Source organism: Psychromonas sp. KJ10-5 (genome assembly GCF_055808325.1).
The window spans coordinates 145,778-171,633 of record NZ_CM147864.1 but is presented as its reverse complement, the minus strand read 5'-3'; the positions used below and the strand labels follow the sequence as shown (position 1 = coordinate 171,633).

Sequence of the window (25,856 nt, the reverse complement as noted above, 5' to 3'; positions counted from 1 at the left end):
ATATAGATAATTAAAATACCGCTATCTAGCCGCTAGTTAAATAGCACATCAAACGTAATCGTTTTTTGAGTTAATGTAACTTTAATGTCTGCATCAATGGCATCACAAAGAGAAGCAACAATGGCCAACCCCAGGCCAAAATTTTCACTAGAGCTACGAGAAATATCTTTTTGCCACATAGGCTCAAACATATTCTCTAAATCTTCAACAGATAATGCTTCAGATACTTCATTAGAGATTGAGACATGAGGTAACTCGCCCACTGACTCTAAAGTAAGCAATATCACAGACTCCTTAGGACTATATTGAATAGCATTATTGATTAAGTTTTTCAAAACGGTTTCTACTGCAAATAAATTATTTTCTAAAGGAGGAAGCTCAGTTTGAAAATTCAAAATGATGCGACTTTCATAAGGAGCATATAGTGCATGAATAATTTGTTGATAATCAAAAATATCATCCTTAGGAAGTCCATTACCAGATAACTTATTTAACAATAAAAGATTTGAGATAACATTTTTTAAGCGCCAAGAAATACCTAACACTTGCTGTGGGTAATCAGCTTTGGATATTTTATCTTGAGGGAATTTGATAACAACTTCAGTAAGGTTAATCAACTCTGTAATAGGGGTTTTTAATTCATGTGCAATGTCTGAAGTTAACCGTTTTTCTTTTTCATATAACGTTTTATTCTGATCAATAAAGCTATTAATACTATCTATAAAAGGCACTAATTCTAGCGACAAGTTTTTATTTGATAGCTTTAAATTTTCATCGCTTATTTTAATTTTTTTAAGCTCATTATTTAATTCATTCAGTGGAATTAACCCTAGATCAACCTTATTTCTCACCACATATACAACTAAAAAAACAACAATAAACGTCGCCAGAACAAACAAAAAGTCTAGAAAAACTAGTATCCCCTCTGTATCTTCTGTAGAAGCCGCATAAGCTAAGAGCATTGTAGGTTGAGTTACACCAGCCTCTTTTAAATGTGTGTAAAACCCAGATCTTTTGGCAGTATCGACTTGTGCCTTAAAAGAGTAATAAATAATTAACCCGTCACGCCCATCGGGTAAGCGAGTCTCAATAATTTTCTTTTTACCTTCCAATAAAGGTACAAAAGGCAAACTATTATTTAATTGAAAATCTAATGAATCTGATTTTTCATAGACTTCATCACCTATCCATAATTGAAAATATTCCGCGTTATTTTGCCTCTCAAATTCAGGCATAAACTCACCAGAAAATTCAAACTCAACACCGCGCTCATCTTCTGATACTAAAGCAACTAATAATGAAGCTTTACTCATAAGTGACTGTTCAAATTCTTTATCGACCCAATTATCGAGTACGACATCTATAATTAGCATCACTAAAGCAAAAACAAGCGAAAGTGAAATCGATAGGCTTTTAACTAAATTATTTCTGATAGACATCATAAAGTTTGATCAACCATGTAACCAAAACCACGTTTATTAATAATTGGTAATATTCCTCCAGCTGCTTTTGCTTTTTTTCTCGCTGAGGATAAATGAGCCTCTATTGTATTTTTAGACATAGAATCATATTGCCCAGCCAGGTACTCACTCAATTTTTCTGGAGAAAAAACCAGTTTTCTTTGCTTAAAAATACATTCAATTAACTTATATTCATTTGGTGTTAAATTAATATTTTTTCCATGAAATGAAAGAGTAAATAATTGAGTATTTAAAATAAAATCATTAACCTCAATAATATTTTCATCTATTAGCAAAGCGCCTCTTCTAGATAGAGCTTGTAAACGAACGTGTAACTCATCAAAAGAGAAAGGTTTCGCTAGATAATCATCAGCGCCTGAGACTAAGCCTTCAATTCGATCTTCCGTCTCGCCCTTAGCTGATAGAATAAGCACTTTTAATTCACTTTTTTTACGCCTAATTGTTTTTAATACCGTTAAACCATCAACACTAGGCAACATAAGGTCTAAAATCATAAGATCATAGTTTCCCATTGTCGCCATGGTTAACCCCTCAGCTCCATCACCAGTTGCATCAACAGTAAAACCTAAATTTCCTAAGCCCACTTTTAGGCTATTTCTAAGTGATTCAGAGTCTTCAACTAAGAGTAATTTCATATAAATAGTCTCGTGTTTTTGTAAAATTAAATTATGCACTACAAGACTTAAGTTTTACTGAGGAGTCATACTATTTCTTCATCACATAATTCTGTGAAATATTATTAATATTGATCTATTAAAATTAAGTAAAGAAGTTACTCGAAACAGCACTTCTGGTTGTAGATATAAGTTAGCCTGTTCTAGCTCACTTTGTAATGCAAAGTGCCTTAAAGCTATTTTTTAAGTTTATATTAGTTGCTGAGTGACTAAACGACAAATCATACTTCCTATTAAACACAATTAAATGAAAGGCTACTGAATGTAACCTTTGTTATCTTTATTTTCCCCAAGTAGCCACAAGTCCTATTGACTTGTTCAGCGGTAGTAAGCCGCCATCAGGGTAGAGACGTATTGATCTTTTCGCGTGCCTAGGAGCAAAAATCAACCTAGATAATTTAGTAAAATAGCTGTGAAATCGCTAGACAGGCAAATAACTATAAAAGTTAGTGGCTATTCACTACCTTTATCATTGTGGTATGCAATTGCGTTGAAACCTTGAGCTTTTGTACTGATTAATGCAGTGCTCATAGTATTCATCATTTGTTTTAAAAATATTTATCAAAGTAACTCAAACAGCCTAAATATATGGGTTTTCTCGTTAGCTGATTAATACAGCCAGAACCCAAAGAAGTTAAATAAAATTGATTGTTTAGATTAAAACAATCAATTTCGGAGATTGAACTATTCATTAGTACTTTTCGTAACTAACTTATAAATCGTTACTTTATTCATATTTTCAAATCGCTACTACAATCCCCAGCTTAAAACACTTACACATAAGGCATGCCACAATGAGAAAATTCATTAACCATATTCAACTTGGCTATTTAGGATTATTGCCATTTTTAGGCTGCGTAGCCTGGCCGATAATGTTTGGAAGTAATAGTGCGAACTTAGCATTTTTTACTTTTTATAGTATTGCCATACTTGCTTTTATGGCTGGTAATCTGTGGCGCGCTGGTGAACAAAGTTATAGCGGTGCGATAAAAGCAGTAGCCCCCGTTATTCCGGTACCATTTTTATCATTTTTGCCTGTTGAATGGACGCTTGCTTGGTTAGGAGCAAGCTTTTGGTTGGTACTTATATTTGAAAAGACCACAGCGCAATGGAAAACCTATCACAAAGATTATCAAAAGATGCGTTTTGTACTGACCTCTGTCGTGTTTATGTGCCACATGCTTACAATAGGTATGAGCCTTTATCCTAAATAACCGTGAGTCGCTTAACCTTGTTTATGGGCAGCCAAATAATTATAAAAGTTTATGGGTGTCCACGACCTTTGATTAGAAAAGTAGATAAACTAGATGGCTCTCAGTATTCATGAAAAATAATCTAACTTATTTTTGAAAGTGAGCCTCTCCTTTATTATTAAATAGTGGCTCTAGTCCCCTACTTTTCCAAGCTAATATCCAAGTTTTTTCAATATTTTTAAATAAGTTATTAAAGTAATGCTTTTAACGACAAGCTAACTCCGGATAAAAACAATAATATAAGTGCAATACGCTTGATCACTTGTGGAGAAATATTAGGTGGGTAACGTTTAGCCAACATTGCGACAATAAAAACACAAGGTAACCCAGCTAAACTACACCATACCATTGGTGTTGTAATTTGATTACTCACGCCCATAATAACAATTCGTAATAGAGAGGAAAGAAAGAAAACACTGAGTAATGTCGCTCGGATGACACTTAAAGCTATTGGCTGACGGTACATTAAATAAGAGATAGGAGGCCCAGAAGTAGCAAATAAACCACCAAAGACTCCAGAAATACCACCAAATACAAAATACACCCAAGACCTGGAAGGTTTAACGTCTTTCTTAGGCTTTACTAAGCTCATTAGACACGCCAAAATAATGCTTACTCCCAATAAGAGTTGCAACCAATGCAGTGCGTTTTCGCCAAAAAAAGTTAATAGATAAACACCAACGGCAATCATTGGAGTAGAGCCAATAAAAAAGATCAAAAAATTCTTTGCATTTACCTGCCTCCACACTCCACCATACAAACTTGTGCCCGCATTCACCATACTTAACACACTCACAGAAAATGCTGCAATTTCTATCGGTACTAAGGAGAATACACCTGCAATACTCATTGCGATTAAGCCAAACGCAAACCCTGTTATGCTTTGTACGTAACTTGCGACGATAAAGGCTAACAGAAGCCATAAAGAAACATCATTCATAAAAACTCAATTAAAAAATTAAAAGTAAATAGTTTATTTTTTACCCATAATATCGCCTGACTAAAGATCAGAGTGATATGTAAGAAATCGTCTAAAATCAAACGCTTTCGTATAATAAGCATGAGTTTAATGCTCTCAGCTTTTGGTACATATGAGTAGTGTTATGAATAGCAGAATTTACTACCTTAAATCAGCTATTTCTAAAACTCACAAAACATCTCAACTTTAATCAATATATTGTGATTGTTGTTTATACTAAATAACATTTCATATAGGATTTAGCTATATTCCCGTCAATAATTAGGATAAAAACCATGGATATAAAACTACGACCTATTCGTTATTTTATAGCGGCGGCAGAATGTGGCAGCTTATCTGAGGCAGCTAATAAACTCCACATATCACAACCGAGTATTTCTGCTGCAATTATAGAAATAGAGAAAACACTCGATCTTCAATTGTTTGTACGCTATCCATCTAAAGGTATCCGATTAACCACTCAGGGCATGAAAGTCTTAGAAGAAGCAAGAATCCTGATAAGACATGCAGAATCATTTCGCGTGGCAACAAGCGCTGTTAAATCACAACTAATCGGTAATATTTCTATCGCTTTCTTTATGAACTTAGGATCCAATTATTTATCTGAAATTATTCGAACCTTTAAAGAAAAATATCCCGATATTAATGTTCATATTCACGACTTAGATCAAGCAGCTATTTTCGATGCACTCAGTAGCGGGAAAGTAGAACTAGCATTAACATTTGATTTAAATATCCCCAAATCAATGAAAGCAAAATATATCGCAACTAGAGAGCCCTATGCGCTGTTACCACTCGACGATCCGCTTGCTCAACAAGAGGAAGTTGAGCTAAAAGACCTGGTACAGCGTCCTTATATTTTAATGGATTTACCTTATACTAATGATTACTTTATTTCGCTTTTTGCAAAACATAAGTTATCTCCCAATATACGTTACCGTACTAACTCATTTGAGACTGTTCGCACCTTTGTTGCGAGTGGTTTAGGTGTATCAGTATTAAACTTAAAACCAAAATCTCCAGTCACCTATAATGGTAATCAGGTCGTGATTAAACCGATCAAAGATAAGGTCGATCCACTCAATATTGTGTTGGTACATTACAGTCGATTAGAACCTCGACGCATTGCAGATATATTTTCAGCCCATATTGAATCTTTTTTTGAAGCAGCCTCATAAACTGCTTAAAAAACTTTAAGTATAATTAATCAGCTCCAAACTCTCTTCTAATGTTGTATTAACATCTGATACAGAATTTGACGCACTATTAATGACTATGTCATGCAATGGTTTTTGTCGAGAGCGATTAACCGATACATTAAACACATCATGTCTATTATAATAACCAGCCATATCATGATGCTGCTTTAATTCTACGAGGCTGCTAACATCTATATCAGCTATTACAAGCCCTTCACGGTCAGATAACGTTTCACCTAATGTTGTTCCGCTAGGAGTGACAATCATAGAAGCAGACCTTGGAGAGCCTTCTAAAATTGCTCTAGCTTCATCGTCATCACACAACAAAGCGATATTTTCATCTGTTATAAAACCTGCTGAAACAATAGAAAACACTTTCGCTTCAAAACAATGCGCAGCAGCACGTACACGAATTGCATCAGCTAAATCATAAGGTTCTGAATTGCGAGGATCTTTAAATGGCCAAATTGGCGGATAGTTAGCACAGTGAATCTCTTCACCTTGCGCCATAAGAGCATAGCGTGATAAAGGATTACCATTTTCTCCACAAATCAAGCCACCCACTCGACCGAACGGCATATCAACAACCGTTAACCCAGCTCCATCACCACGGCTCCACGTTAACTTTTCATAAAAAGTTGGTACTAGTTTACGGTGGTGATTAACAATAATACCTTGTGCGTTAATCAATACCATGGAGTTCCATAAACACCCTGCGGAGTATGAAGCCACTTCTGAAAAACCAAGCGAAACTGATATTTTCTGTTGTGCAGCAGCGCTAGCAATCGCCTTAATTTCAGGTCCATCAACACGCAGCGATGAAGCAGCAAATTTAACAAAATTTTCATGTCCCTTTATTGGGCTTGATAATGCATTCCAGATTGGAAAACCAGGAATAAAACTCTCCGGAAAAACAATAAGGTCAACACCTGCTTTAGCCGCTTCAGTTAGATATTTAATTGCTTTTCTTACCCCCGCTTCAGGATCAAAAAACTCTGAAGAAACATGTGCAGCAGCCACTCGGACGGTATTATTTTTGTTAGTACTTGAAGTCATAGGACTTTCCTTCTCATATTCTTAAATTTTAAAATTAAATAATTTTTCTATTAAATATCGGTATTAGGTCGATAAATTAATTTTGAAGAACAGGTTCGTTATCATTAGATGTTTTTGACTCCGTTACCTTTTTGCTTTTAACCTTGTCACGACGCGTTAATACCACTCGAATAATTATGGTGAGAATTGGCACTAGCCCTACCCAAACATTATGAGTTAATAAATAAACGATTAGCGATAATGGCCCTGCGAACAAATACACTAGACGCTCACATGAACTTAGTTTTCGACCAATAGCCCCGTAAACAACACCAGCGGTTAAAATAGATGCACATAAGAAAACGACAATCCCAAGCACCGCTTGTGAAGTAATATTTTCAGGGTCCAATACACTAGGAATAGAAACAAATACAAAGGGTACAAGCAAAGCACAGCATCCCAATTTCGCTGCTTCAAGTGCACTGCGTATAAAACTACCTCCAGATATTCTAACGGCCACTAAAATACCGACAGCAACAGGGGGAGTAAGAGCTGAGAAGATTGCAAAATAAAAGCCATACATATTTGCTGCAATAGGTGGTAATCCAGCATCAATTAAACCAGGTACAACAATGATAGCAATCAGTGCATAAGCGGCAGGAGTAGGTAGCCCCATCCCTACGATCAGAGACACTGCCATCCCAATCATCAGCGCAATAACAATATTACCGTCAGTGTAAACTGAGATCAGATGCCCCGCTGATACACCAAGACCTGTTGTTGTAAGGGTTTGCACAACCAGTCCAATGGCAGCTAGCACTACAGTCAATTGCACCGCTGTTTCTAAACCTGTTAAACAACCTTTCCACAACTCTTTAAAGTTTGGACGGTATTTAGCAGGACGAACAAAAGAAAGTAAAACAACAATGAGTCCTCCCCAAAAGCCAGCCATAGCAGGAGAATAGCGCAGTACCAATAATACGATTAGCACGGTAAAAGATAAGATAAATGACGGCAGTGTCCATTTAATCTTTTGCCAGTTAATTTTATATTTTTGTGAAAGATTACGCGGTTTATGGCCTACTAAACTATAAAGAGCAATACTAATGGCAAACATATAAAGTAAGCCCGGAATAAGCCCGGCAACAACAACTTCAATATAAGAAACACCCAATATTACTGCCATTAAAAAGGCACCTAACCCCATAATAGGCGGTAATAATTGGCTTCCAGTTGAAGACATCACTTCAATGGCCCCTGCTTCATCCGCAGTAAATCCATTCTTTTTCATTGTAGGGATAGTCATGACACCCGATAAGGCAATATTACTAATTGCTTGACCTGTCACCATACCTATCAATGTACTAGCAACAACAGCGGAATAAGCAACACCACCTTTAACCAACAATCCAATCGCTTGGCCTAGCTCACCAAAGGTATCAATAACACGTGTTCCATGAAGTAAACCGCCGTAAACTAGCAATAAGAAAATCATATCTGCAGATAGCGGCATGTAATTAAGTACTCCACGCGGACCACCAATCCCTCCCAGAAAGCTAATTGCGACATTAAGGGGTTGTTGGCGTGATGCCAAAGACTCTGGTAGTAAATGACCAAATGTCATATAAGCCGCACCCACAAGGCAAACAACAGCAATAGTTGCTCCCCACATACGCCATGTAATTAAAATAACGGCAGCAATAATGCAGGCTCCAGCAATCAAAGCATCATTCTCAACAAAAGGTTGAGTAACCTCTAATATTTCTGCATTTGCGTAGAGATAAATACCTGCTCCAGTTGCTAACACTAAACTTACAAGGGAGGTAATAATATCGATCAGTCTAGAGCTCGATGACTTATCTGCTGAGCGATTCCCCATGATCAATAAAGCACCAATGATCAGTACCGCAGTAAGGTGCATAGTGTAGTGCTTCATTGCGCCATGAACACTCGCCCAGAGAGTGATCATGTGATAGATGAGAAGACAGCCACCTACCAAACATAAAGCCCAATGGCTAATGCTCATGATTTTTGATTTGTTTTCTAACATATCCATTCCTTTAGCTTGTCTTTAATCGAACAACATTTACAAAAAACTATTCTATAAGGCCTAATTCTTTGTACGCTCGTAACGCGCCAGGATGGATATTTTCAGGTCCAATTTTAGCAATTGTCGCTACAGTTTCTTTGTCCCATATTTTTGCTACTGCACTATATTTACCTAATTCAAGCCCAGCTTTTAACCATAACTTGGTCATCTCATAAGCATCTTCTTCAGGGAAAGATTTGTGTACCGACAATAAGGTGTAATTACCAAAACTAGTGACGGGTTTTGGTTGATTCGCAACCGTATTAGCAGGTAAGACTTGTACGCTAAAAGGAGCCCCTGTTTTATCAATATAAGATTGGATATCTTCTTTATTGATATCGATATACGCATAAGGTCTACCGGAGCTTTCTAATGTTTTGAATGGGCCGGCTTCCAAGGTAACGCTAAAATCATGGTTACTATGGGTTACAAGTGTCCCAATATCAGCTTTGCCATCTAAGATTGCATTAATATTTTGAGCAGGACCTAACGCATCGAATGACTTCAACTTTTCAGTCATCCCCCAACCATCAAGCATCATGCGTTGATGCATCCCCCATTCATTTTGACTCAATAAACCAACAGCAACACGCTTGCCAACAAAATCATCTTTACTATTAATCGATGGGTCTAAAGTAACAAACATATTACTTGTTCTACTCATTACCCCTAACGCTCTAAAATCTTTAACCGCTTCCATTGGCTTAGGAAAGAAAGGAGATATCCCTTTTTTTGCTGCCCACTCAACGACTTGCCCAGAACCAATAATTGTGTTTTCCCAAAGGTGAGGTGAAGAGGCCAAATATCTAACATTGTAAGTAAACCCCGGTGTTTCTACTGCAGTAGGTGCTATTTTATCTGTATAATCACCAGCATAATTTTGCATAGTTGCCCAAGCAAGGTAAGGACCTGAACCCGAAGGTGATATTAAGATATCAACTTTTTTAGGTGCAGCAGTCACAGAAAGAGAAGTAGAAAGTAAACATATTGCAGAGATAGTTGCAGCTAATGTGTTATTAACAAGCTTTTTCATGGTAGTACTCCTGTAGCGTTATAAAGACATTCCCTAGTCGGTTTTGGTCAAAACTACTAACGACTAATTAATTGTTAAAATTAGTCTAAGAGCTACTATTCAAAGTGTATAGCATGTTATTTGTTACAACTAACAAGGAAAAAACTATGAATAAAAACATGCACTAGACATGTGCAATAAAATTTATTTATGCAATATTATGAGGCGTAATGACTAAAGGTTTACTGTAAAACTAACGGAAAGTATTGATTTTAAGAAAATGCAAAAAATTCTATATTAAAAATAATTTTTTAATGAAGTGATAAAAAAATACGATTCTAAACTGATTTTCAGCCCAATAATTAATACATGTCGCTCTAAGAGCGTGAAAATCCCCTACTTGGTACGCTATATATCAATCAAGAAACGCAGTATTTTTACTGATACCCCACCTCAAAAATAAAACGTGTTATCTAGAATCATTTAATTCAAGGCGCTTTGCTACCACCTTTAGTGTTTCTTAATAAATGACAACGAAACGATCAAGTAAGCACTTATTTAATAAATTCCAAAAACAAAAAACTCATCGAAGTGAGCTTTTTTAAATGCTTCATGAGTAGCATTCTGGATAGCAGAAATTGCTTAATTGAAGGCGCTTTGCCACGACGTTTAGTGTTTTCTTAAACGAGTGGCAACCCAACGCTGAAGTAGATTATTTATGTGACAGTTAACCAGATACAAAAAAACTCACCGAAGTGAGTTTTTTAGATGCTTTATGAATAGCAGAAATTGTTTAATTCAGGCGCTTTGCCACGACGTTTAGTGTTTCTTAAACGAGTGGCAATGCAACGCTGAAGTAGACGATTTATGCAGCCAGAATTACATCATTCCGCCCATCCCACCCATATCAGGCATAGGTGCAGACGCTGGTGCATCTACTGGTAAATCTGTGATCATACATTCAGTTGTGATCATTAAGCCTGCAACAGATGCTGCAAATTGTAGTGCGCTACGTGTTACTTTAGTTGGGTCAAGAATACCCATTTCTAACATATCGCCGTATTCGCCTGTTGTTGCGTTGTAACCGTAGTTAGCAGTACCTTGTTGTACATTGTTTGCTACCACAGATGCTTCTTCACCACAGTTTGATACGATTTGACGTAATGGAGATTCCATTGCGCGTAGTGCAACACGAATACCTACGTTTTGGTCGTCGTTATCGCCAGTTAAGCCTTTAAGTAAACCAGCTACACGAACTAGTGCAACACCACCACCAGCAACAACGCCTTCTTCAACTGCCGCACGAGTCGCATGTAATGCATCATCTACACGGTCTTTTTTCTCTTTCATTTCAACTTCTGTTGATGCGCCTACTTTAATTACCGCTACACCGCCTGCTAATTTAGCAGAACGCTCTTGTAGTTTTTCTTTATCGTAGTCTGAAGAAGATGCTTCGATTTGTTGTTTGATTTGACCAACACGCGCTAGGATTGCTTGTTGCTCACCCGCACCATCGATAATCGTTGTTTCATCTTTATTGATTACAACGCGTTTTGCTTGACCTAAATCTTCTAGTGTTACTTTTTCTAGGTCTAAGCCAATCTCTTCAGAGATAACTGTACCAGCTGTTAAGATTGCGATGTCTTGTAGCATTGCTTTACGACGGTCACCAAAGCCAGGTGCTTTAACAGCAGCTACTTTCACGATACCACGCATGTTGTTTACTACTAATGTAGCTAGTGCTTCGCCTTCAACGTCTTCAGCAATAATCATTAGTGGTTTTGATGCTTTTGCTACTGCTTCTAATGTTGGTAGTAGTTCACGGATGTTACCGATTTTTTTATCAACGATTAGGATGAATGGGCTATCAAGCTCAACCGTACCTGCTTCTTGGTTAGTCATGAAGTAAGGAGATAGGTAACCACGGTCAAACTGCATACCTTCAACTACGTCTAGTTCGTTTTCTAGACCTTGACCTTCTTCAACTGTGATAACACCTTCGTTACCTACTTTTTGCATAGCAGTCGCGATGATTTCACCGATTTCAACATCAGAGTTAGCAGAGATAGTCCCTACTTGTGTGATTGCTTTTGAATCAGAACATGGTGTTGATAGTTTTTTAAGCTCTTCAACCGCTGCTTTCACTGTTTTATCGATACCACGTTTAAGGTCCATTGGGTTCATACCCGCAGCAACCGCTTTCAAACCTTCAGTGATGATTGATTGTGCTAATACAGTTGCGGTTGTTGTTCCGTCACCTGCAGCATCATTAGTTTGAGACGCTACTTCTTTAACCATTTGTGCGCCCATGTTTTCAAACTTATCAGCAAGTTCGATCTCTTTTGCCACTGTCACACCATCTTTAGTGATGTGCGGTGCACCAAAACTTTTATCGATAACAACGTTACGGCCTTTAGGACCTAGTGTTACACGTACAGCATTTGCTAATACGTTAACACCTTCAAGCATTTTAATTCGTGCATCATTACCAAATTGAACTTCTTTAGCAGACATTATATTTTCCTTTTACTGTGTTCTTTAAAATAAAATAATAACGATTATTCAACGATCGCTAGAATGTCATTCTCACTTAAGATAAGCACTTCTTCGCCTTCAATCTTTTCTGTTTTTAGACCGTAACCTTCACTGAAGATAACAGTATCACCTACTTTTACATCTAATGGTCTTACTTCACCATTTTCTAGAATACGGCCATTACCTACTGCAATAACTTCTCCGCGTGTTGATTTTTCAGCAGCGCTTCCAGTTAAAACAATACCGCCCGCAGATTTAGTTTCTTGCTCAGTACGTTTTAGAATAACGCGATCGTGTAGAGGACGAATAGACATTGTGACTTCCTTTAATAGTAATAGTTAACAGAATTGGTTGATTAAGTGATGGGGTCAAAAAGGTACGATTCAAGAGAATCAATGAAAAAAAATGAAAATAGTTTCAAACAGGCAATAAAAAAGCTTATTCATTATCAACATTACTGCCGATTACAAATAAGCCTTTAGCGTTAAAACCAGGAAAAGTTATGCAGGAATGGTTTTAGGGTTAGATAATTCCGAAACCATTTTGTTGATTTCACTAGCAGCGATAAGTACTTTTTGCTCTGCTTTTAAGCATTGATAAGCAACCACTTTGCCTTCTATTACTCTAAAGCGACCTAAACCTGCAATAAAAATACGCCCATTAAAGAAGCCTTTTGCAAATTTAGCAATTTGTCGTGGCTGATATTTTTTGAAAATTCTCAACGTGCTAGGACGATTCATTTTCATCGTGCCTCCCTTTTTATTCTTATTTTACTGTTTCTAGTATCGTGTAATAAAAACTGCCAACATAATGCCTTCATTGTATGACAATTTTATGACTCACTGAGTGCTTGAAAATAATTAATCTAGTTTTTTCTCTTCTCTGCGTTCGAATTCACCCTCAATAATTGTGTCATCAGAAGCAGATTGTCGAGTAAAACCTTGGCTTGAAAAGCCCCCCATTGTTCCCTGTGGTGCAAATTTAACATTCGCTAGAATTAACTTGGCTATATTACCGCGAATAGTCGGTTGTAATAACAGCAAACCTGTTATGTCAGTCACAAACCCAGGTGTTACTAATAAGATCCCTGTAACAATTAACATCATTCCTTCAATTAACTGCTGACCAGGCATTTCACCTTCGGCCATACGTTGCTGTACTTTTTGTATTAGTTGTAAACCTTGGCTGCGCACTAAAGCTGAGCCAATTAATGCCGTTAAGATAACCAATGAAATAGTTGGCCAAGCCCCAATGAAGCCACCTACTTTCACTAATACAAATATTTCTAGTAACGATACGCCAGTGAAAATTAAAAATAACCGAGCAAACATAGGAACCTCAATAAATATAATGAATACACTTTATATATGGGGATACTTTTATTTATTTCAAGTTATTAGAGCTTTAGTACGTTGAGAAGTTCAAATTAGATCTATTTCTCAACGGCTTAAGCATTAAACTAATGGGATGATGGATCGCATTTCCATTGCTTTAATAGTAATAAAACAGGTAGGAGAATGAGTGCCATCCAAAGAAATAAGGAGCTATCTTGGGGAGCATATATCCAGCCGGATATAAAGGTTAATACTGCCATCACTAATCCCAGTGCAACACCAGAATACAGGGTTTGATAACCAACCATTAAATGCTCATCTTGCATTGCAATAAAGCGCATCGCCGCTAGATGAGCTAAAGCAAAGGTAAAGGCATGAAAGGTTTGTACCAAAAGTAACCACATGAAATCCGCAGTTTGGTATAGCGTCCCCCAGCGAACAAGGCCTGCTAATACGGCTAATAAACACATCTGCTTTACTGACCATTTATTAAATAATCGGTCATTGAAGCGCATCAGTATCACTTCAGCAAAAACACTGAGCCCCCACAGAATAGCAATATTAAACTCGGTGATCCCCATAGACTTCCAATACAAAGCACTAAAAGAGTAATAAGCGGCATGACTACCTTGAATTAAGCCCATCACTAAAATGAAGTAAATAACATTAGGCTTTTTCAATAACGTCATTAAGTTATTTGTAGTACCTGGATTAGGACGACTTTGCTCCTGTAATTGCGGATTAAGCTTAATCAGGCTTAAGCTGTAATTAAAAAAAACGGCTAAAATGATTAGCCATAAAATACTGTCATGACCAAATTCACCAATTGTCCAACCGACAAAGGTTGATCCTACAATAAAACTAACCGATCCCCACAAGCGCACCTTGCCATAATTCATCTGTATCTGTTTAACTAATCGAGTACCGATTATGTCCCCGAGAGGGACCATGGGCGCTAATAAAAAATTAAGCAGCAAAGTGGCTGCAGCCAAGACATACCAGCCTTGAAAAAACATTAACGACAATAAACAGAGTAAAGTAAAAAAGGTTAGATAACAGACCATAGTTATCGGTGCGTTAGCGGTTTTAAGTCGCGGCAAAAGGCTAATATTACTCACAAAGCGTAAGACTAACCCTAATGAAAATAATGTCCCAATTTGCTCTGGGCTAATTCCTTTATCAGCTAACCACACTCCCCAAAAAGGTAAGAAGATTCCCCAGATAAAGAAGAAGCAAGCAAAATAACTGGTTATCCATGATTTAGCTGGTAAGTTCAACGTATTACTTCCTTATAATAGATATATACGGATTATTTTATATTTATTAAAGGTTTATAAATAGTCTATTTTTTTGTTTAACAATAATAGTTAATCGCTATTAGAGTAACAGCAAGGTTATCCATTATGTATCCCGCTAAGGTGACCGCTATTTATTATGCAAAGAAGGACTGCTACTCAGGACGTCTGGTTTGTATCAATGTACTGACCTGATGCTTATAGTCTGTATCTTTCACCCATTCGACATTTATATTAACTTCGAGACTTCGCATAGCCATTTGCGTGTTAGCAACATCACTATCTGAAAAACTTAATGAGGTTATTTTTAAAAAGTTAGGGTCTGTTAGATTAACCCAATAACCGCTAGAAAAGCAGTTACTCGCTTGCTTATCGACTTTACGTCCAAATTGGATACTTTGGTTGTTCACGGAATACCTAAATGCCATGAAATGCTGCGCTTGAGATGTGGCTGAATGATCAAAATTATAAGCGTAAACAACACATTGTTGGTCAACATTGTGACTAAGTTCAAACACCTTATCGCTCTCCTCTCCTACTAGAAATGCATTTCCACCGAATCCAGCACGACGCAAATCATTCTCCATGATTGCAATCAACGCCTGTAAATCGGTGCGTAAACGAGAATGGATTAAGGATTTGTTAGTTGTCCCAACATTAGATACGTATGAGCCAATCACCATTGCTAGTAATAACGCACCTAATAATAAGCAAATCAATATTTCGACTAAGGTAAAGCCACTTTCAGTGTGATGTTTGGCTAACATTTTTTATAACCTAATGCAGCTTTATCGGGAGAACAAACCCGTAAACGCATCGCACTTTGTATAACAGATAAAGCACCTTGATATTGATTGGTTAAAGTCACTGAGCCGGTTTTTACCGTAAATCGTAATGCGCCATAGGATGCTTGGTCACCATTAAATTTCATATTGGCTTGGCTAAGCATCACTTCTTCACCGTCAACTAAGGGCTGTACATTATCCACGTCATCTAACTGGCAAGAGTTTGCGGTAAAGCAGTCACAACCAGACGCCTCACTCATTCCTACTGACCATTGCTCTCCTTGCTGACAAAATTGAACATACACTTTTACATTACGTTTAATGGCTTCTGTTTTCGCTAGCTGTAAAGTGTAATACAGCTTGCTAGCTGCACTCGATAAGGCTTGATTCGCTAGTAACGTTTGATATGAAGATGCAGAAATAGCAATCACAATACTTAATAATGCTAACGTAACTACCAACTCTACTAAGGTAAATCCTTTACCTTTTAGAATAATCATAACCCTCTCCTTGGTATCAGCCACCTTGATTATTTTAAGGTGAGCTAACTAGCATAGGTTACAAAATAACTTCTGACCTTCTATCTAAAGGAGTAATTTTTATTATTTAAATAAAAATATTTGTGTCATAAAAACGTAATGAAGCGACATTATTGTGTTTAACATGAAATAAACACTGGAAAGTAAAGGAGATAACATGCAGCAAGCTCAGTTGAACGATACAGAAATGACACTAGATAGTTTATTAGCAACTCCAGCAAAGCGTAAATCAAAACCACGTAAATGGCGTGAAATTGAAAATGCAAAAGCACAACTTTTATTAGCTAAAGAGTTACGAGAAATAGACCCTTCCTTTAGCTTTTCCCAATCCGAATTAATGTAATAATAAACATAAAAAACGCATCCTAGGATGCGTTTTTATTTAGGTGAGAGAAGAAGTTGTCTTTACTGAGTTAAGGTATTTTATACTTGGAATAAAGAGTCTATAGACAATCCCTGCGCCGATAAAACATCATGCAAAGACTTCAAGGCTTCGACTTGGATTTGACGCACCCTTTCACGCGTTAAACCTATCTCTTTACCTACGTTTTCTAGGGTATCTGCTTCATAACCTAACAGTCCAAAACGTCTTGCTAATACTTCACGCTGTTTAGGTTGCAGATCTTCCAGCCAATCCACAATGCGCAACTTCATATCACTGGTCTGTAAGCTATTTTCAGGTGTAGAGTCGGTGCTATCTGGGATAATGTCTAATAAATCTTTATCTGCTGTATTACCAATCGGGCTATCAACTGAGCTAATACGTTCATTTAGCTTTAAGATCTTAGCCACTTCTTTAGCTGACACGTCTAGTTCTTTAGCGATATCTTCAGGTGTTGGTTCATAGGCTAATTTGTGTGTTAATTCACGAGCTGTACGTAAATAGACATTGAGCTTTTTAACGATATGAATAGGTAAACGAATAGTGCGAGTTTGGTTCATAATGGCACGCTCAATGGTTTGGCGTACCCACCAAGTAGCGTAAGTTGAAAAACGGAAACCTTTTTCAGGATCGAACTTTTCCACTGCGCGGATCAATCCTAAATTACCTTCTTCAACAAGATCTAGAAGTGATAATCCACGATTGTTATAGCGACGAGATATTTTCACCACTAGTCGTAAGTTACTTTCGATCATACGTTTACGAGCGACTTGGTCACCTCGTTGTAAACGGCGAGCGTAATAAACTTCTTCTGGTGCTGTTAATAACGGGGAATAGCCGATCTCTCCTAAATAAAGCTGTGTGGCATCCATTACTTTGTATTTCTGGCTTGATTCAAAGGAACCTGTAGTAGCTCCTTTGCTATCTGATCCAGAAAAATGTTGCACGTTATTATCGAGCTGTTCACCTTCCTGGTGCATATGAGTATTATATTCAAGCTTATCTATATTAACTGAGGCCGTTCCTACCATGGTTAGACTCCTTTTACTGCTTAATATTGATGAACTCAATTAAGATGTTCCACATTCATTGTTTATACCTTTAAACAACTAATGCTGTCGTGTATTTATATTTGCCTCATCACCTTTTTGGTAGATAACGCAAAGGGTCCACTGACTTACCTCGATAACGAATATCAAAATGTAAATAAACACTATCTGTGCCACTATCTCCCATAACAGCTATTTTTTGGCCCATCTTAACTTGTTCATTCTCTTTAACGAGTAGTTTGTCATTATGCGCATAAGCACTTAAATAATCGTAGTTATGCTTAATGATCACGAGGTTTCCATATCCTCTTAAACCACTCCCTGCGTATACAACTTGACCGTTGGCCGCCGCATAAATTGACGAGCCTCGATCATTTGCTATGGATATGCCTTTCATACCCTGTGTTGAATTTGCAAATGTTTTAATTAATTTCCCTTCACTTGGCCAACGCCAATCCGATACTTTCTTAGCAACTGGTTGTGAAACAGGCTTTTTAGTCACTTTTTTATCAACAACTTTAGCAGGATATGCTTTTGTTGATTTTTTGACAACCTTTACTTTACTGTTTTGCTGACAGCTTTGCGTTGCACAACTGTTTGAGCTTGTTTTTTGCTTATTTTGTGAAACAGTCGAGGCTTTTTCTGTATTATTTTTGAGCTTTAATACCTCTCCTTGTCTAATTATATAAGGTTTTTTGAGGTTATTTCGCTTAATAAGTGTATTTACGTTCATTTTTGCACGCCAAGCGATCGAATATAGCGTATCGCCTTTCTCCACTATATACGTTGTTTGACCCGGCGTAATACTCTGTCCTGTTGCCACATAGGGCTTAGGTGTCGAAGTCGCATCGTAAATAGGCGCTCGACCACTGTGGCTAGAGCAAGCCGTTAACAGTACAAAAGAGGTAGATAACAGATATTTCACTGTCATTTAATGCTTTATTGTAAAATATAAAATAACGGCAGCCAAAATGGTTATCCAACCTAATACATCGATGTATTTACTTAACTTAGTTTCCATTTTCTCCCCCCCTAGAACCATTAGACCAGCGACTAGGAAAAAACGCATCGCACGGCCTATTAATGCAGTTAACATAAATGGCCAAAATGCCATGCTCATAACACCAGCAGTCACGGTAAACACTTTGAATGGAATAGGTGTAAAACTCGCAATAAAAATCACTAATACCCCCCATTCACTAAACCACGACTGAGCTGTGATCATTTTATCTTGGTAATGCATTGCTTCAATAAAAGGCAGTACCACAGGGTCATATAATGCACTCCCCAAGTAATAACCTAGTGCGCCCCCTAATACAGAAAAAAGTGTTGCCCCGAAAGCAAACTGCCACGCCTTTTCCCGTTTAGCTAATGCCATTGGTGCCAGCATAATATCCACAGGAATAGGCCAAAAAATAGATTCAATAAATGCCGTCACATAAAGATAAAATGGAGCGTGTTTATGTTTTGACCAAAGCATTACTTTTTCATAAAGGGGAGCAAATATTTTCACTTAATTTCTCTTTGTTTTTTTGATTAAATGTAACTTAATTCTATTTGGTTTAATAAAACATGACTTAGTTAAATATTGTTTAACCATTTATCTACAATAGGCAATTGTTCGATGGCAGTTAAATCTACTTTTATCGGTGTGATAGAAACATAACCGTGCTCAACAGCATGAAAGTCAGTCCCCTCACCCGCGTCTGCAATATGGCCAGGAGGACCGACCCAAAATATTTCGCGACCTCGTGGATCAATGCTTTCTTCTATCATCTCAGCTTGATGACGTTTACCCAAACGCGTGACTTTAATTCCTTTAATCTGCTCAAAGGGTAAGTCGGGCACATTAATATTGAGTACTTGATGTTGCGCTAAAGGTGAAGCCAACAAATGTTCTACTAATTTTTTAGCATAGCGAGCAGCACTTTCATAATGCTCAGTCCCATCTAATGAAACAGCAACAGCAGGTAATCCTAAAAAGCGCCCTTCCATAGCAGCAGCAACAGTTCCTGAATACAGAACATCATCCCCCATGTTCGCACCAGCATTAATACCTGACACCACTAATTTAGGTGGTGTTGAGCAAAGTTTATTAAGTGCTAAATGAACGCAGTCGGTAGGCGTACCATTTACTGATATAAAACCGTTATCTAATAAGTTCTTTCTTAATGGTTGCTCTAATGTCAACGAGTTACTGGCACCACTATGGTTACGTTCAGGAGCAACAACCATCGTTTCAGTGTCATCAATTTGACTTAAGTGTTTATGTAGCGCAGATAAACCTGGTGCTAGAACACCGTCGTCATTACTCAGTAATAGCATCATATATTTATCTCAATAAGTTCTCGGATCACACTTGTTGCGTAACACCCAGACGGTAAATAGAATGAAAGTGTTAATGTTGTTTGGTCATTCCACTGATAACTAAATTGCTCTGGTATCAATAACAATGGGCGTCGTTCTTGTTTTAAGCCCTCTTTCGCTAAACCAGATTGAAGGTCAGTGTAAGCTTGTAAACAGTTTAACTCATATTGTTGAGCATCATCGCTAGAGGTTAGTTCGCCTTTCCCCCATAAAGGTGCGGTTAAACAGACCTCTCTACAAGATAAACGTTGCAAGGTTTGTTCCGATAAATCGGGTAATGGGAAAAAAGAACGGTTAGCCACGAATTGCACACAATCACCAAGCATTGGAGAAGCTTGCAAGTTATCATCAATGCGTTGTGATATAACACGATTAAAAAGGTAACTTCTAGCCGCGCTAATATACATGCCTCGCTTGAATCTATCTTTTATTTTACGACCGTTAAACATTTGCAATGCCGCATTAACATTATGCCCATCGAATCCAAAACGTTGGTTACCAAAGTAGTTAGGAACCCCGTGTTGAACTTGATCTAATACCGTCTGTAATTGCGCTTTATCTGAAATATCACGCAAAGTAATCGTAAAATTATTACCAGATAAACAGCCCGTACGCAGTTTTTTATTATGGCGAATGACTTTTAAAATACTCACACCAGGTGACTCAAAGGTACTAAAGTCGGGTGTTACTTTTCCTGGAATATACAAAGAGAACCATTGGTAAGTCTCAGCTTGGCGATCTTTTAAACCCGCATAGCTTACATTCTTTGCAGCAATTCCAGCAAATTTTGCCAGTTGTCTGGCTAGGTAATCAGTATTTTCGCCTATTTTTTTTACCCATAAACAAACATGCTCGCCTTCACCAGTTAATTCAAAGTCTAACTGTTCTTCTACACGAAAATCTTCACAATGTTGTTTAAAACGACCTGTACAAGTTGGTTTGCCATAAAGGTAACTAAAATCTAACGGGTAAACCTTTTTTTCAGGCTGAAGCTCACTCATTCTGAGTCCTTTAATAGAATAACCACAGCATGTGAAGAGATACCTTCTTTACGCCCCATCGGTCCTAACTTTTCTGTTGTTGTCGCTTTAACATTGATATTGCCTAAATCTGTTTCAAGTAAACGAGTTAGCTCTGCGCACATATCTGCAATATGCGGCGCCATTTTAGGAGCTTGAGCTATAATAGTAATATCTGCATTACCTAAGCGATAACCTTTCTGTTTTGCCTGTTCATATACATTTACCAATAATTCACGACTATCAATACCTTTAAAAGCATCATCGTTATCAGGAAAGTGGCGGCCTATATCACCTAACGCTAACGCACCTAGTATTGCATCACACAGTGCATGAATCGCAACGTCGCCATCAGAGTGAGCTAATAAACCTTGAGTATAAGGGATCTTCACACCTGCAATGGTAATTGGCCCTTCGCCACCAAATTTGTGTACATCATAACCATGCCCAATACGGATCATAAATTTTCCTTAACAATGTGTCTAAAATTAACAGTGTGTATTAAATTTTTGAGAGATAGAATTCCGCTAATAATAAGTCTTCTGCTTGTGTGACTTTAATATTATCACTGCGGCCTTCAATAATTGAAACAGTCCCACCAGACAACTCTATCGCAGAAGCTTCATCTGTAATAAGGTGTTGTGCTTCGATGCCTGTGATGGCATTAATTAGTTGTTGGTTTTGAAACATCTGCGGCGTTAATGCATGCCACAAATTATCGCGATCTACAGTATGTTTAATCTGTTGTTCAGGGTCACTACGTTTCATCGTATCACGCACTCGATAAGCCAACATTGCACCACTATCATGTTGTTGAGCATGATCGATCAGCTTATCAATATCAGTTGTTCGTATACAAGGACGAGCAGCATCATGCACCAAAACATAATCAGTGGCAGGTAAAGACTTTAATGCACTTAACACTGAATCTACACGCTCTTTACCGCCTTGAACAATGCTCAATTTAGGATGTTTAGCAACACTTAAGTTGTTGAACCATTGGTCATTCTCAGCAATTGAAACAATGACTTGATTAATGTCAGGATGTGCTAAAAAAGGGGCAAGGCTATATTCAATAATTGCTTTATTTAAAATAGTTAAATATTGCTTAGGAATATCCGAACCAACACGCTTTCCGATACCGGCAGCAGGTATCACCACAGAAAAACATGGCTTATTCATCTAACTCACCGCCTTTAGGAACGATACGGAAAAATGTTTCGCCTTCTTTAATTAGCCCTAGTTCATTGCGGGCACGCTCTTCTATTGCTTCAGTACCTGTTTTTAAATTATCAATTTCAGAGAACATCATTTGATTACGTGTAGTGAGCTCTGTATTACTTGCTGTAGCGAGATCAACGGCTTTTCTATATTCACGATTATCTTGCAATCCATTTTTACCGAACCATAAATGATACTGCAATAGAGAGAAGAGGAAAACAAACACAAATAACAATAAGCGCATGATAAGTAGACTCAATAATAAAAAGCTAATCATCCCACATTACGCTTAAAATTAAAATCAACCCAACCATGCTAAATTGGGTTGTTAGCCCTTAATTTAAGTGAATACTATCTTTTCCAGAAAAGTAACTTGCTCTCTACTTGAGGGAATAAGGGATGAATGAATAATTTATGGGTCATGATTAACCCAACAATCATTTTAATGACCACCATCTGATCGATGCCTAATAAATAATAAGCATACCCACCAACAAAGGCAGACAGCCACATAAAGCCCTGAAAAAGGCGTATTTTTTTAACACTTAATGCGGTTAAAATAACTGCAAAATCAACCCAAGTTAATAATAAACCTAAAGATGGGTTAGCAAGGTAGTCGTTAACTGAGAAATAAGTCGCATAGGTCAAAAAGGCAATCATGATAACTAAGATAAGCTTAGTTATTCGAGTAGATAACTCAGTAAAATCACATAAATAGCGATAAAGGGTAACACTACCAACAACTAGGTTTAATAAGACTTTCGGCATGACACCGATCAAAATCCCCCAAGATACGTCATTAATAACAGAAAGAAACGAAGCGAGTCGTATATTCTTCATGCCGTTAAACACCATTAAAAAAATGTAAAAGAACACACTCGTCCAACCAAGGATCTCAATAATTAAAGGCATGATAATTCCAAACACTAAATAAAAACGCGCATTTTACGCTGTGTTAAGTAAATAAGATACGGTTTAACTATGATTGTGGCTTAATAGTAGATAAGGCAATAATGCTCGCTCATCACCTTAAGGTTAAAAACATAATCAATAATAAAAAAATGTATTTAAAGTATAGCTTTAGAGTACTGTTTAATTAACCTGGATATAATCGTTCCCAAAAGCTGTTCGTCGGCTTAAAGATTACATAAATAAAATAAGGAAATTATAAGTTATGAATTACGATACCTTGTTAGTCTATATTTTGGTTTCATTCTTTTACATCATAAGCCCTGGCCCTGCTATTTTTTTAGCAGTTTATAATGGTGCAGTTAATGGCTTAAAATGTGTCACAGTTTCTGCTTTAGGTAACATTGTTGGTCTAATGTTCCTATCAACTCTTTCTATCAGTGGTTTGAGTGCTATTTTATTAGCCTCATCAATTTTGTTTATGGTTGTTAAAATCATTGGAGCAATCTACCTAATCTATTTAGGTATTAAACAAATTCTCACAAGCAATAATCACAATGTAAAGGAATCTGAAAAAGGTAATAACCGATACAAAAACCTTTTCTCATATTTTAAAGAAGGTTTTTTTGTCTCTGTTACTAACCCCAAACCTATTATATTTTTTACAGCTTTGTTCCCTCAATTTCTCAATACTGATCAGCCAATTTTCAATCAGTTCTTCATTATGACGCTAATATTTATGTGCTTTTCATTTTTATCTTTATCAACTTATGGATACTTAGCAAATCGAGCTAAAGGTTTTTTATCTAATGTTAATAATGTGAAATGGTTCCATCGTATTAGTGGAGGATTATTTGTAGCTATGGGGATTAGCCTTTTCACCATTAAAGCACATTAATAATAAGGGGAAAATTAGCACTAAAGTGAGGGGGTAATTCTTAAAGTTTAAAAATCATATTCTATTTAAAAAATGACAGACCTTTAACTTCTTTAAGACTGAAGTTATGGAGGTGCTTTGCATCTGTCGTTGCACCAAATAACAGGCAAAAAAAATCCCCACCGAAGTGAGGATTTAAATCTTAAAACTTAAAAATCAGAATTACTGACCTTTAACTGCTTTAAGACTGAAGTTATGGAGGTGCTTTGCATCTGTCGTTGCACCAAATAACAGGCAAAAAAATCCCCACCGAAGTGAGGATTTAAATCTTAAAACTTAAAAATCAGAATTACTGACCTTTAACTACTTTAAGACTGAAGTTATGGAGGTGCTTTGCATCTGTCGTTGCACCAAATAACAGGCAAAAAAAATCCCCACCGAAGTGAGGATTTATAAGTCAAAGTAGAATACTTTCCTTAACCGAAATTAAGAAATAATATTACTGACCTTTAACTTCTTTAAGACCGTTGTAAGGTGCTTTTGAACCTAGCGCTTCTTCGATACGTAGAAGTTGGTTGTACTTAGCAACACGATCAGAACGGCTTAAAGAACCAGTTTTGATTTGGCCAGCAGCTGTACCAACAGCTAAGTCAGCGATAGTTGCATCTTCAGTTTCACCTGAACGGTGAGAGATAACAACTGTGAAACCAGCATCTTTAGCCATTTTGATTGCAGCTAAAGTTTCAGTTAAAGAACCGATTTGGTTGAATTTGATTAAGATTGAGTTAGCAATACCGTTGTCGATACCACGCTTAAGAATCTTAGTGTTTGTTACGAATAGATCGTCACCAACTAATTGGATTTTATCACCCATTAGTTTAGTTTGGTGTGCGAAACCATCCCAGTCAGACTCGTCAAGACCATCTTCGATAGAAACGATTGGGTACTGTTCAGTAAGATCTTTAAGGAAGAAGTTGAACTCTTCTGAAGTGAATTTTTTGCCTTCACCTTTAAGGTCGTAGATGTTTGCTTCTTTGTCGTAGAACTCAGATGCTGCACAGTCCATCGCTAATGTGATGTCTTTACCTAGCTCGTAACCAGCGTTTGCAACAGCAACTTTGATTGCAGCAAGTGCAGCTTCGTTAGATGCAAGGTTTGGTGCGAAACCACCTTCGTCACCAACAGCAGTTGAATGACCGTCAGCTTTAAGTACTTTAGCAAGGCTATGGAATACTTCAGCACCCATACGTAGACCTTCACGGAAGTTTGCAGCGCCAACAGGTTGGATCATGAATTCTTGGATATCTACAGAGTTATCTGCATGCTCACCACCATTGATGATGTTCATCATTGGAAGAGGCATAGAGTAAACACCAGAAGTACCGTTTAGGTCAGCGATGTGGGCGTATAAAGGTACTTTTTTAGAGATTGCAGCAGCTTTAGCAGCAGCTAGAGAAACAGCTAGGATAGCGTTTGCGCCAAATTTAGCTTTGTTTTCTGTTCCGTCTAGGTCGATCATGATTTGGTCAAGCTCAGCTTGTGCTAGTGCATCTTTACCAGCTAGTGCTTCAGCGATTGGACCGTTTACAGCTTCAACAGCTTTAAGTACACCTTTACCTAGGTAACGTGCTTTGTCGCCGTCACGTAATTCAAGTGCTTCACGAGAACCAGTAGATGCGCCAGATGGAGCAGCAGCCATACCGATAGAACCGTCTGCTAGATGAACTTCAGCTTCTACAGTTGGGTTACCACGTGAATCCATGATTTCACGACCAAGTACTTTAACGATGTTTGACATGATTTTTCCTTTGTTTTAATAAAA

Annotated in this window: 27 protein-coding genes; 4 read left to right on the top strand and 23 right to left on the bottom strand. The window is 37.4% G+C overall.

Annotation, left to right across the window (positions count from 1 at the left end; translation table 11 throughout):
* Window positions 1–32: 32 nt before the first annotated feature.
* Both AC0L3W_RS00890 and AC0L3W_RS00885 read right to left on the bottom strand, forming a co-directional pair.
* The gene (locus AC0L3W_RS00890) at window positions 33–1,442 is read right to left on the bottom strand and encodes a sensor histidine kinase (protein ID WP_290039920.1); all 1,410 of its coding nucleotides are present in this window, start codon (window positions 1,440–1,442) and stop codon (window positions 33–35) included.
* On the bottom strand, window positions 1,439–2,116 hold the full coding sequence (locus AC0L3W_RS00885; protein WP_290039921.1) for a response regulator transcription factor: 678 nt from the start codon (window positions 2,114–2,116) through the stop codon (window positions 1,439–1,441). Before AC0L3W_RS00885 ends, AC0L3W_RS00890 begins: the two co-directional genes overlap by 4 nt.
* Window positions 2,117–2,949: 833 nt before the next feature.
* Between AC0L3W_RS00885 and AC0L3W_RS00880 the strand changes: the two genes are divergently transcribed.
* The gene (locus AC0L3W_RS00880) at window positions 2,950–3,369 is read left to right on the top strand and encodes a DUF3429 domain-containing protein (RefSeq protein ID WP_409439901.1); all 420 of its coding nucleotides are present in this window, start codon (window positions 2,950–2,952) and stop codon (window positions 3,367–3,369) included.
* 229 nt (window positions 3,370–3,598) lie between these two features.
* Here AC0L3W_RS00880 and AC0L3W_RS00875 read toward each other — a convergent pair whose 3' ends face one another.
* A complete protein-coding gene (locus AC0L3W_RS00875) occupies window positions 3,599–4,348 on the bottom strand; it encodes a sulfite exporter TauE/SafE family protein (RefSeq protein WP_290039923.1) in 750 nt (249 codons plus the stop codon).
* A 314-nt stretch (window positions 4,349–4,662) separates the two neighbouring features.
* Between AC0L3W_RS00875 and AC0L3W_RS00870 the strand changes: the two genes are divergently transcribed.
* Window positions 4,663–5,565 (top strand): LysR family transcriptional regulator, encoded by a 903-nt coding sequence (locus AC0L3W_RS00870; protein WP_290039924.1) that lies wholly within the window; start codon window positions 4,663–4,665, stop codon window positions 5,563–5,565.
* 15 nt (window positions 5,566–5,580) lie between these two features.
* Here AC0L3W_RS00870 and AC0L3W_RS00865 read toward each other — a convergent pair whose 3' ends face one another.
* The 10 genes from AC0L3W_RS00865 to AC0L3W_RS00820 all read right to left on the bottom strand — a co-directional run bounded on the left by AC0L3W_RS00865 (window position 5,581) and on the right by AC0L3W_RS00820 (window position 16,171).
* Entirely contained in the window at window positions 5,581–6,642 is a 1,062-nt protein-coding gene (locus AC0L3W_RS00865; RefSeq protein WP_290039925.1) for a carbon-nitrogen hydrolase family protein, read from the bottom strand.
* 76 nt (window positions 6,643–6,718) lie between these two features.
* Window positions 6,719–8,671, bottom strand: coding sequence for a TRAP transporter permease (locus AC0L3W_RS00860; RefSeq protein WP_290039926.1), 1,953 nt, complete (start codon window positions 8,669–8,671; stop codon window positions 6,719–6,721).
* 46 nt (window positions 8,672–8,717) lie between these two features.
* Window positions 8,718–9,743 carry a TAXI family TRAP transporter solute-binding subunit gene (locus AC0L3W_RS00855; protein ID WP_409439902.1) on the bottom strand — a complete coding sequence of 342 codons (1,026 nt, stop codon included), beginning with the start codon at window positions 9,741–9,743 and terminating at the stop codon, window positions 8,718–8,720.
* An 858-nt stretch (window positions 9,744–10,601) separates the two neighbouring features.
* Window positions 10,602–12,236, bottom strand: coding sequence for a chaperonin GroEL (gene groL / locus AC0L3W_RS00850; RefSeq protein ID WP_290039928.1), 1,635 nt, complete (start codon window positions 12,234–12,236; stop codon window positions 10,602–10,604).
* Between the two features lie 44 nt (window positions 12,237–12,280).
* A complete protein-coding gene (locus AC0L3W_RS00845) occupies window positions 12,281–12,571 on the bottom strand; it encodes a co-chaperone GroES (protein ID WP_113819130.1) in 291 nt (96 codons plus the stop codon).
* A 186-nt stretch (window positions 12,572–12,757) separates the two neighbouring features.
* The gene (locus AC0L3W_RS00840) at window positions 12,758–13,003 is read right to left on the bottom strand and encodes a DUF1107 domain-containing protein (RefSeq protein ID WP_290039929.1); all 246 of its coding nucleotides are present in this window, start codon (window positions 13,001–13,003) and stop codon (window positions 12,758–12,760) included.
* A 114-nt stretch (window positions 13,004–13,117) separates the two neighbouring features.
* Window positions 13,118–13,588 (bottom strand): FxsA family protein, encoded by a 471-nt coding sequence (locus AC0L3W_RS00835; RefSeq protein ID WP_290039930.1) that lies wholly within the window; start codon window positions 13,586–13,588, stop codon window positions 13,118–13,120.
* A gap of 128 nt (window positions 13,589–13,716) precedes the next feature.
* Window positions 13,717–14,868 (bottom strand): 3-phenylpropionate MFS transporter, encoded by a 1,152-nt coding sequence (locus AC0L3W_RS00830; RefSeq protein ID WP_409439903.1) that lies wholly within the window; start codon window positions 14,866–14,868, stop codon window positions 13,717–13,719.
* A 173-nt stretch (window positions 14,869–15,041) separates the two neighbouring features.
* Entirely contained in the window at window positions 15,042–15,653 is a 612-nt protein-coding gene (locus AC0L3W_RS00825) for a prepilin-type N-terminal cleavage/methylation domain-containing protein (protein ID WP_409439904.1), read from the bottom strand.
* On the bottom strand, window positions 15,647–16,171 hold the full coding sequence (locus AC0L3W_RS00820) for a GspH/FimT family pseudopilin (RefSeq protein WP_409439905.1): 525 nt from the start codon (window positions 16,169–16,171) through the stop codon (window positions 15,647–15,649). The genes AC0L3W_RS00825 and AC0L3W_RS00820 overlap by 7 nt, the downstream gene beginning before the upstream one ends.
* A 196-nt stretch (window positions 16,172–16,367) precedes the next feature.
* Here AC0L3W_RS00820 and AC0L3W_RS00815 point away from each other — a divergent pair, with 196 nt between their 5' ends.
* A complete protein-coding gene (locus tag AC0L3W_RS00815) occupies window positions 16,368–16,553 on the top strand; it encodes a DUF3545 family protein (protein WP_409439906.1) in 186 nt (61 codons plus the stop codon).
* Window positions 16,554–16,633: 80 nt separating this feature from the next.
* Here the strand turns inward: AC0L3W_RS00815 and rpoS are convergent, their stop codons facing one another.
* The 9 genes from rpoS to AC0L3W_RS00770 all read right to left on the bottom strand — a co-directional run bounded on the left by rpoS (window position 16,634) and on the right by AC0L3W_RS00770 (window position 23,160).
* Entirely contained in the window at window positions 16,634–17,623 is a 990-nt protein-coding gene (rpoS, locus tag AC0L3W_RS00810) for an RNA polymerase sigma factor RpoS (RefSeq protein ID WP_290039935.1), read from the bottom strand.
* Window positions 17,624–17,732: 109 nt separating this feature from the next.
* Window positions 17,733–18,572: a peptidoglycan DD-metalloendopeptidase family protein gene (locus AC0L3W_RS00805; protein ID WP_290039936.1), complete on the bottom strand. Its 840-nt coding sequence runs from the start codon at window positions 18,570–18,572 to the stop codon at window positions 17,733–17,735.
* Window positions 18,573–19,154: a YqaA family protein gene (locus AC0L3W_RS00800; protein WP_290039937.1), complete on the bottom strand. Its 582-nt coding sequence runs from the start codon at window positions 19,152–19,154 to the stop codon at window positions 18,573–18,575.
* Between the two features lie 68 nt (window positions 19,155–19,222).
* Window positions 19,223–19,969: a 5'/3'-nucleotidase SurE gene (gene surE, locus AC0L3W_RS00795; RefSeq protein ID WP_290039938.1), complete on the bottom strand. Its 747-nt coding sequence runs from the start codon at window positions 19,967–19,969 to the stop codon at window positions 19,223–19,225.
* Window positions 19,966–21,009 carry a tRNA pseudouridine(13) synthase TruD gene (gene truD, locus AC0L3W_RS00790; RefSeq protein WP_290039939.1) on the bottom strand — a complete coding sequence of 348 codons (1,044 nt, stop codon included), beginning with the start codon at window positions 21,007–21,009 and terminating at the stop codon, window positions 19,966–19,968. Before truD ends, surE begins: the two co-directional genes overlap by 4 nt.
* On the bottom strand, window positions 21,006–21,488 hold the full coding sequence (gene ispF, locus AC0L3W_RS00785; RefSeq protein ID WP_290039940.1) for a 2-C-methyl-D-erythritol 2,4-cyclodiphosphate synthase: 483 nt from the start codon (window positions 21,486–21,488) through the stop codon (window positions 21,006–21,008). The genes truD and ispF overlap by 4 nt, the downstream gene beginning before the upstream one ends.
* Window positions 21,489–21,528: 40 nt before the next feature.
* Window positions 21,529–22,209 carry a 2-C-methyl-D-erythritol 4-phosphate cytidylyltransferase gene (gene ispD / locus AC0L3W_RS00780; protein WP_409439907.1) on the bottom strand — a complete coding sequence of 227 codons (681 nt, stop codon included), beginning with the start codon at window positions 22,207–22,209 and terminating at the stop codon, window positions 21,529–21,531.
* The gene (gene ftsB / locus AC0L3W_RS00775) at window positions 22,202–22,492 is read right to left on the bottom strand and encodes a cell division protein FtsB (protein WP_181817696.1); all 291 of its coding nucleotides are present in this window, start codon (window positions 22,490–22,492) and stop codon (window positions 22,202–22,204) included. The genes ispD and ftsB overlap by 8 nt, the downstream gene beginning before the upstream one ends.
* A 107-nt stretch (window positions 22,493–22,599) precedes the next feature.
* Window positions 22,600–23,160 (bottom strand): phosphopyruvate hydratase, encoded by a 561-nt coding sequence (locus tag AC0L3W_RS00770; protein WP_290039942.1) that lies wholly within the window; start codon window positions 23,158–23,160, stop codon window positions 22,600–22,602.
* Window positions 23,161–23,422: 262 nt separating this feature from the next.
* Between AC0L3W_RS00770 and AC0L3W_RS00765 the strand changes: the two genes are divergently transcribed.
* Entirely contained in the window at window positions 23,423–24,055 is a 633-nt protein-coding gene (locus AC0L3W_RS00765) for a LysE family translocator (RefSeq protein WP_290039943.1), read from the top strand.
* A 478-nt stretch (window positions 24,056–24,533) separates the two neighbouring features.
* On the opposite strand, the gene eno is transcribed toward AC0L3W_RS00765, so the two are convergent.
* A complete protein-coding gene (gene eno / locus AC0L3W_RS00760) occupies window positions 24,534–25,832 on the bottom strand; it encodes a phosphopyruvate hydratase (protein ID WP_290039944.1) in 1,299 nt (432 codons plus the stop codon).
* Between the last annotated feature and the right edge of the window lie 24 nt (window positions 25,833–25,856).

Coding starts and splice junctions, on each gene's coding strand:
- AC0L3W_RS00890 (WP_290039920.1), bottom strand. CDS start 1,442: ATGATGTCTATCAGAAATAATTTAGTTAAAAGCCTATCGATTTCACTT.
- AC0L3W_RS00885 (WP_290039921.1), bottom strand. CDS start 2,116: ATGAAATTACTCTTAGTTGAAGACTCTGAATCACTTAGAAATAGCCTA.
- AC0L3W_RS00880 (WP_409439901.1), top strand. CDS start 2,950: ATGAGAAAATTCATTAACCATATTCAACTTGGCTATTTAGGATTATTG.
- AC0L3W_RS00875 (WP_290039923.1), bottom strand. CDS start 4,348: ATGAATGATGTTTCTTTATGGCTTCTGTTAGCCTTTATCGTCGCAAGT.
- AC0L3W_RS00870 (WP_290039924.1), top strand. CDS start 4,663: ATGGATATAAAACTACGACCTATTCGTTATTTTATAGCGGCGGCAGAA.
- AC0L3W_RS00865 (WP_290039925.1), bottom strand. CDS start 6,642: ATGACTTCAAGTACTAACAAAAATAATACCGTCCGAGTGGCTGCTGCA.
- AC0L3W_RS00860 (WP_290039926.1), bottom strand. CDS start 8,671: ATGTTAGAAAACAAATCAAAAATCATGAGCATTAGCCATTGGGCTTTA.
- AC0L3W_RS00855 (WP_409439902.1), bottom strand. CDS start 9,743: ATGAAAAAGCTTGTTAATAACACATTAGCTGCAACTATCTCTGCAATA.
- groL (WP_290039928.1), bottom strand. CDS start 12,236: ATGTCTGCTAAAGAAGTTCAATTTGGTAATGATGCACGAATTAAAATG.
- AC0L3W_RS00845 (WP_113819130.1), bottom strand. CDS start 12,571: ATGTCTATTCGTCCTCTACACGATCGCGTTATTCTAAAACGTACTGAG.
- AC0L3W_RS00840 (WP_290039929.1), bottom strand. CDS start 13,003: ATGAAAATGAATCGTCCTAGCACGTTGAGAATTTTCAAAAAATATCAG.
- AC0L3W_RS00835 (WP_290039930.1), bottom strand. CDS start 13,588: ATGTTTGCTCGGTTATTTTTAATTTTCACTGGCGTATCGTTACTAGAA.
- AC0L3W_RS00825 (WP_409439904.1), bottom strand. CDS start 15,653: ATGTTAGCCAAACATCACACTGAAAGTGGCTTTACCTTAGTCGAAATA.
- AC0L3W_RS00820 (WP_409439905.1), bottom strand. CDS start 16,171: ATGATTATTCTAAAAGGTAAAGGATTTACCTTAGTAGAGTTGGTAGTT.
- AC0L3W_RS00815 (WP_409439906.1), top strand. CDS start 16,368: ATGCAGCAAGCTCAGTTGAACGATACAGAAATGACACTAGATAGTTTA.
- rpoS (WP_290039935.1), bottom strand. CDS start 17,623: ATGGTAGGAACGGCCTCAGTTAATATAGATAAGCTTGAATATAATACT.
- AC0L3W_RS00805 (WP_290039936.1), bottom strand. CDS start 18,572: ATGACAGTGAAATATCTGTTATCTACCTCTTTTGTACTGTTAACGGCT.
- surE (WP_290039938.1), bottom strand. CDS start 19,969: ATGATGCTATTACTGAGTAATGACGACGGTGTTCTAGCACCAGGTTTA.
- truD (WP_290039939.1), bottom strand. CDS start 21,009: ATGAGTGAGCTTCAGCCTGAAAAAAAGGTTTACCCGTTAGATTTTAGT.
- ispF (WP_290039940.1), bottom strand. CDS start 21,488: ATGATCCGTATTGGGCATGGTTATGATGTACACAAATTTGGTGGCGAA.
- ispD (WP_409439907.1), bottom strand. CDS start 22,209: ATGAATAAGCCATGTTTTTCTGTGGTGATACCTGCTGCCGGTATCGGA.
- ftsB (WP_181817696.1), bottom strand. CDS start 22,492: ATGCGCTTATTGTTATTTGTGTTTGTTTTCCTCTTCTCTCTATTGCAG.
- AC0L3W_RS00770 (WP_290039942.1), bottom strand. CDS start 23,160: ATGCCTTTAATTATTGAGATCCTTGGTTGGACGAGTGTGTTCTTTTAC.
- AC0L3W_RS00765 (WP_290039943.1), top strand. CDS start 23,423: ATGAATTACGATACCTTGTTAGTCTATATTTTGGTTTCATTCTTTTAC.
- eno (WP_290039944.1), bottom strand. CDS start 25,832: ATGTCAAACATCGTTAAAGTACTTGGTCGTGAAATCATGGATTCACGT.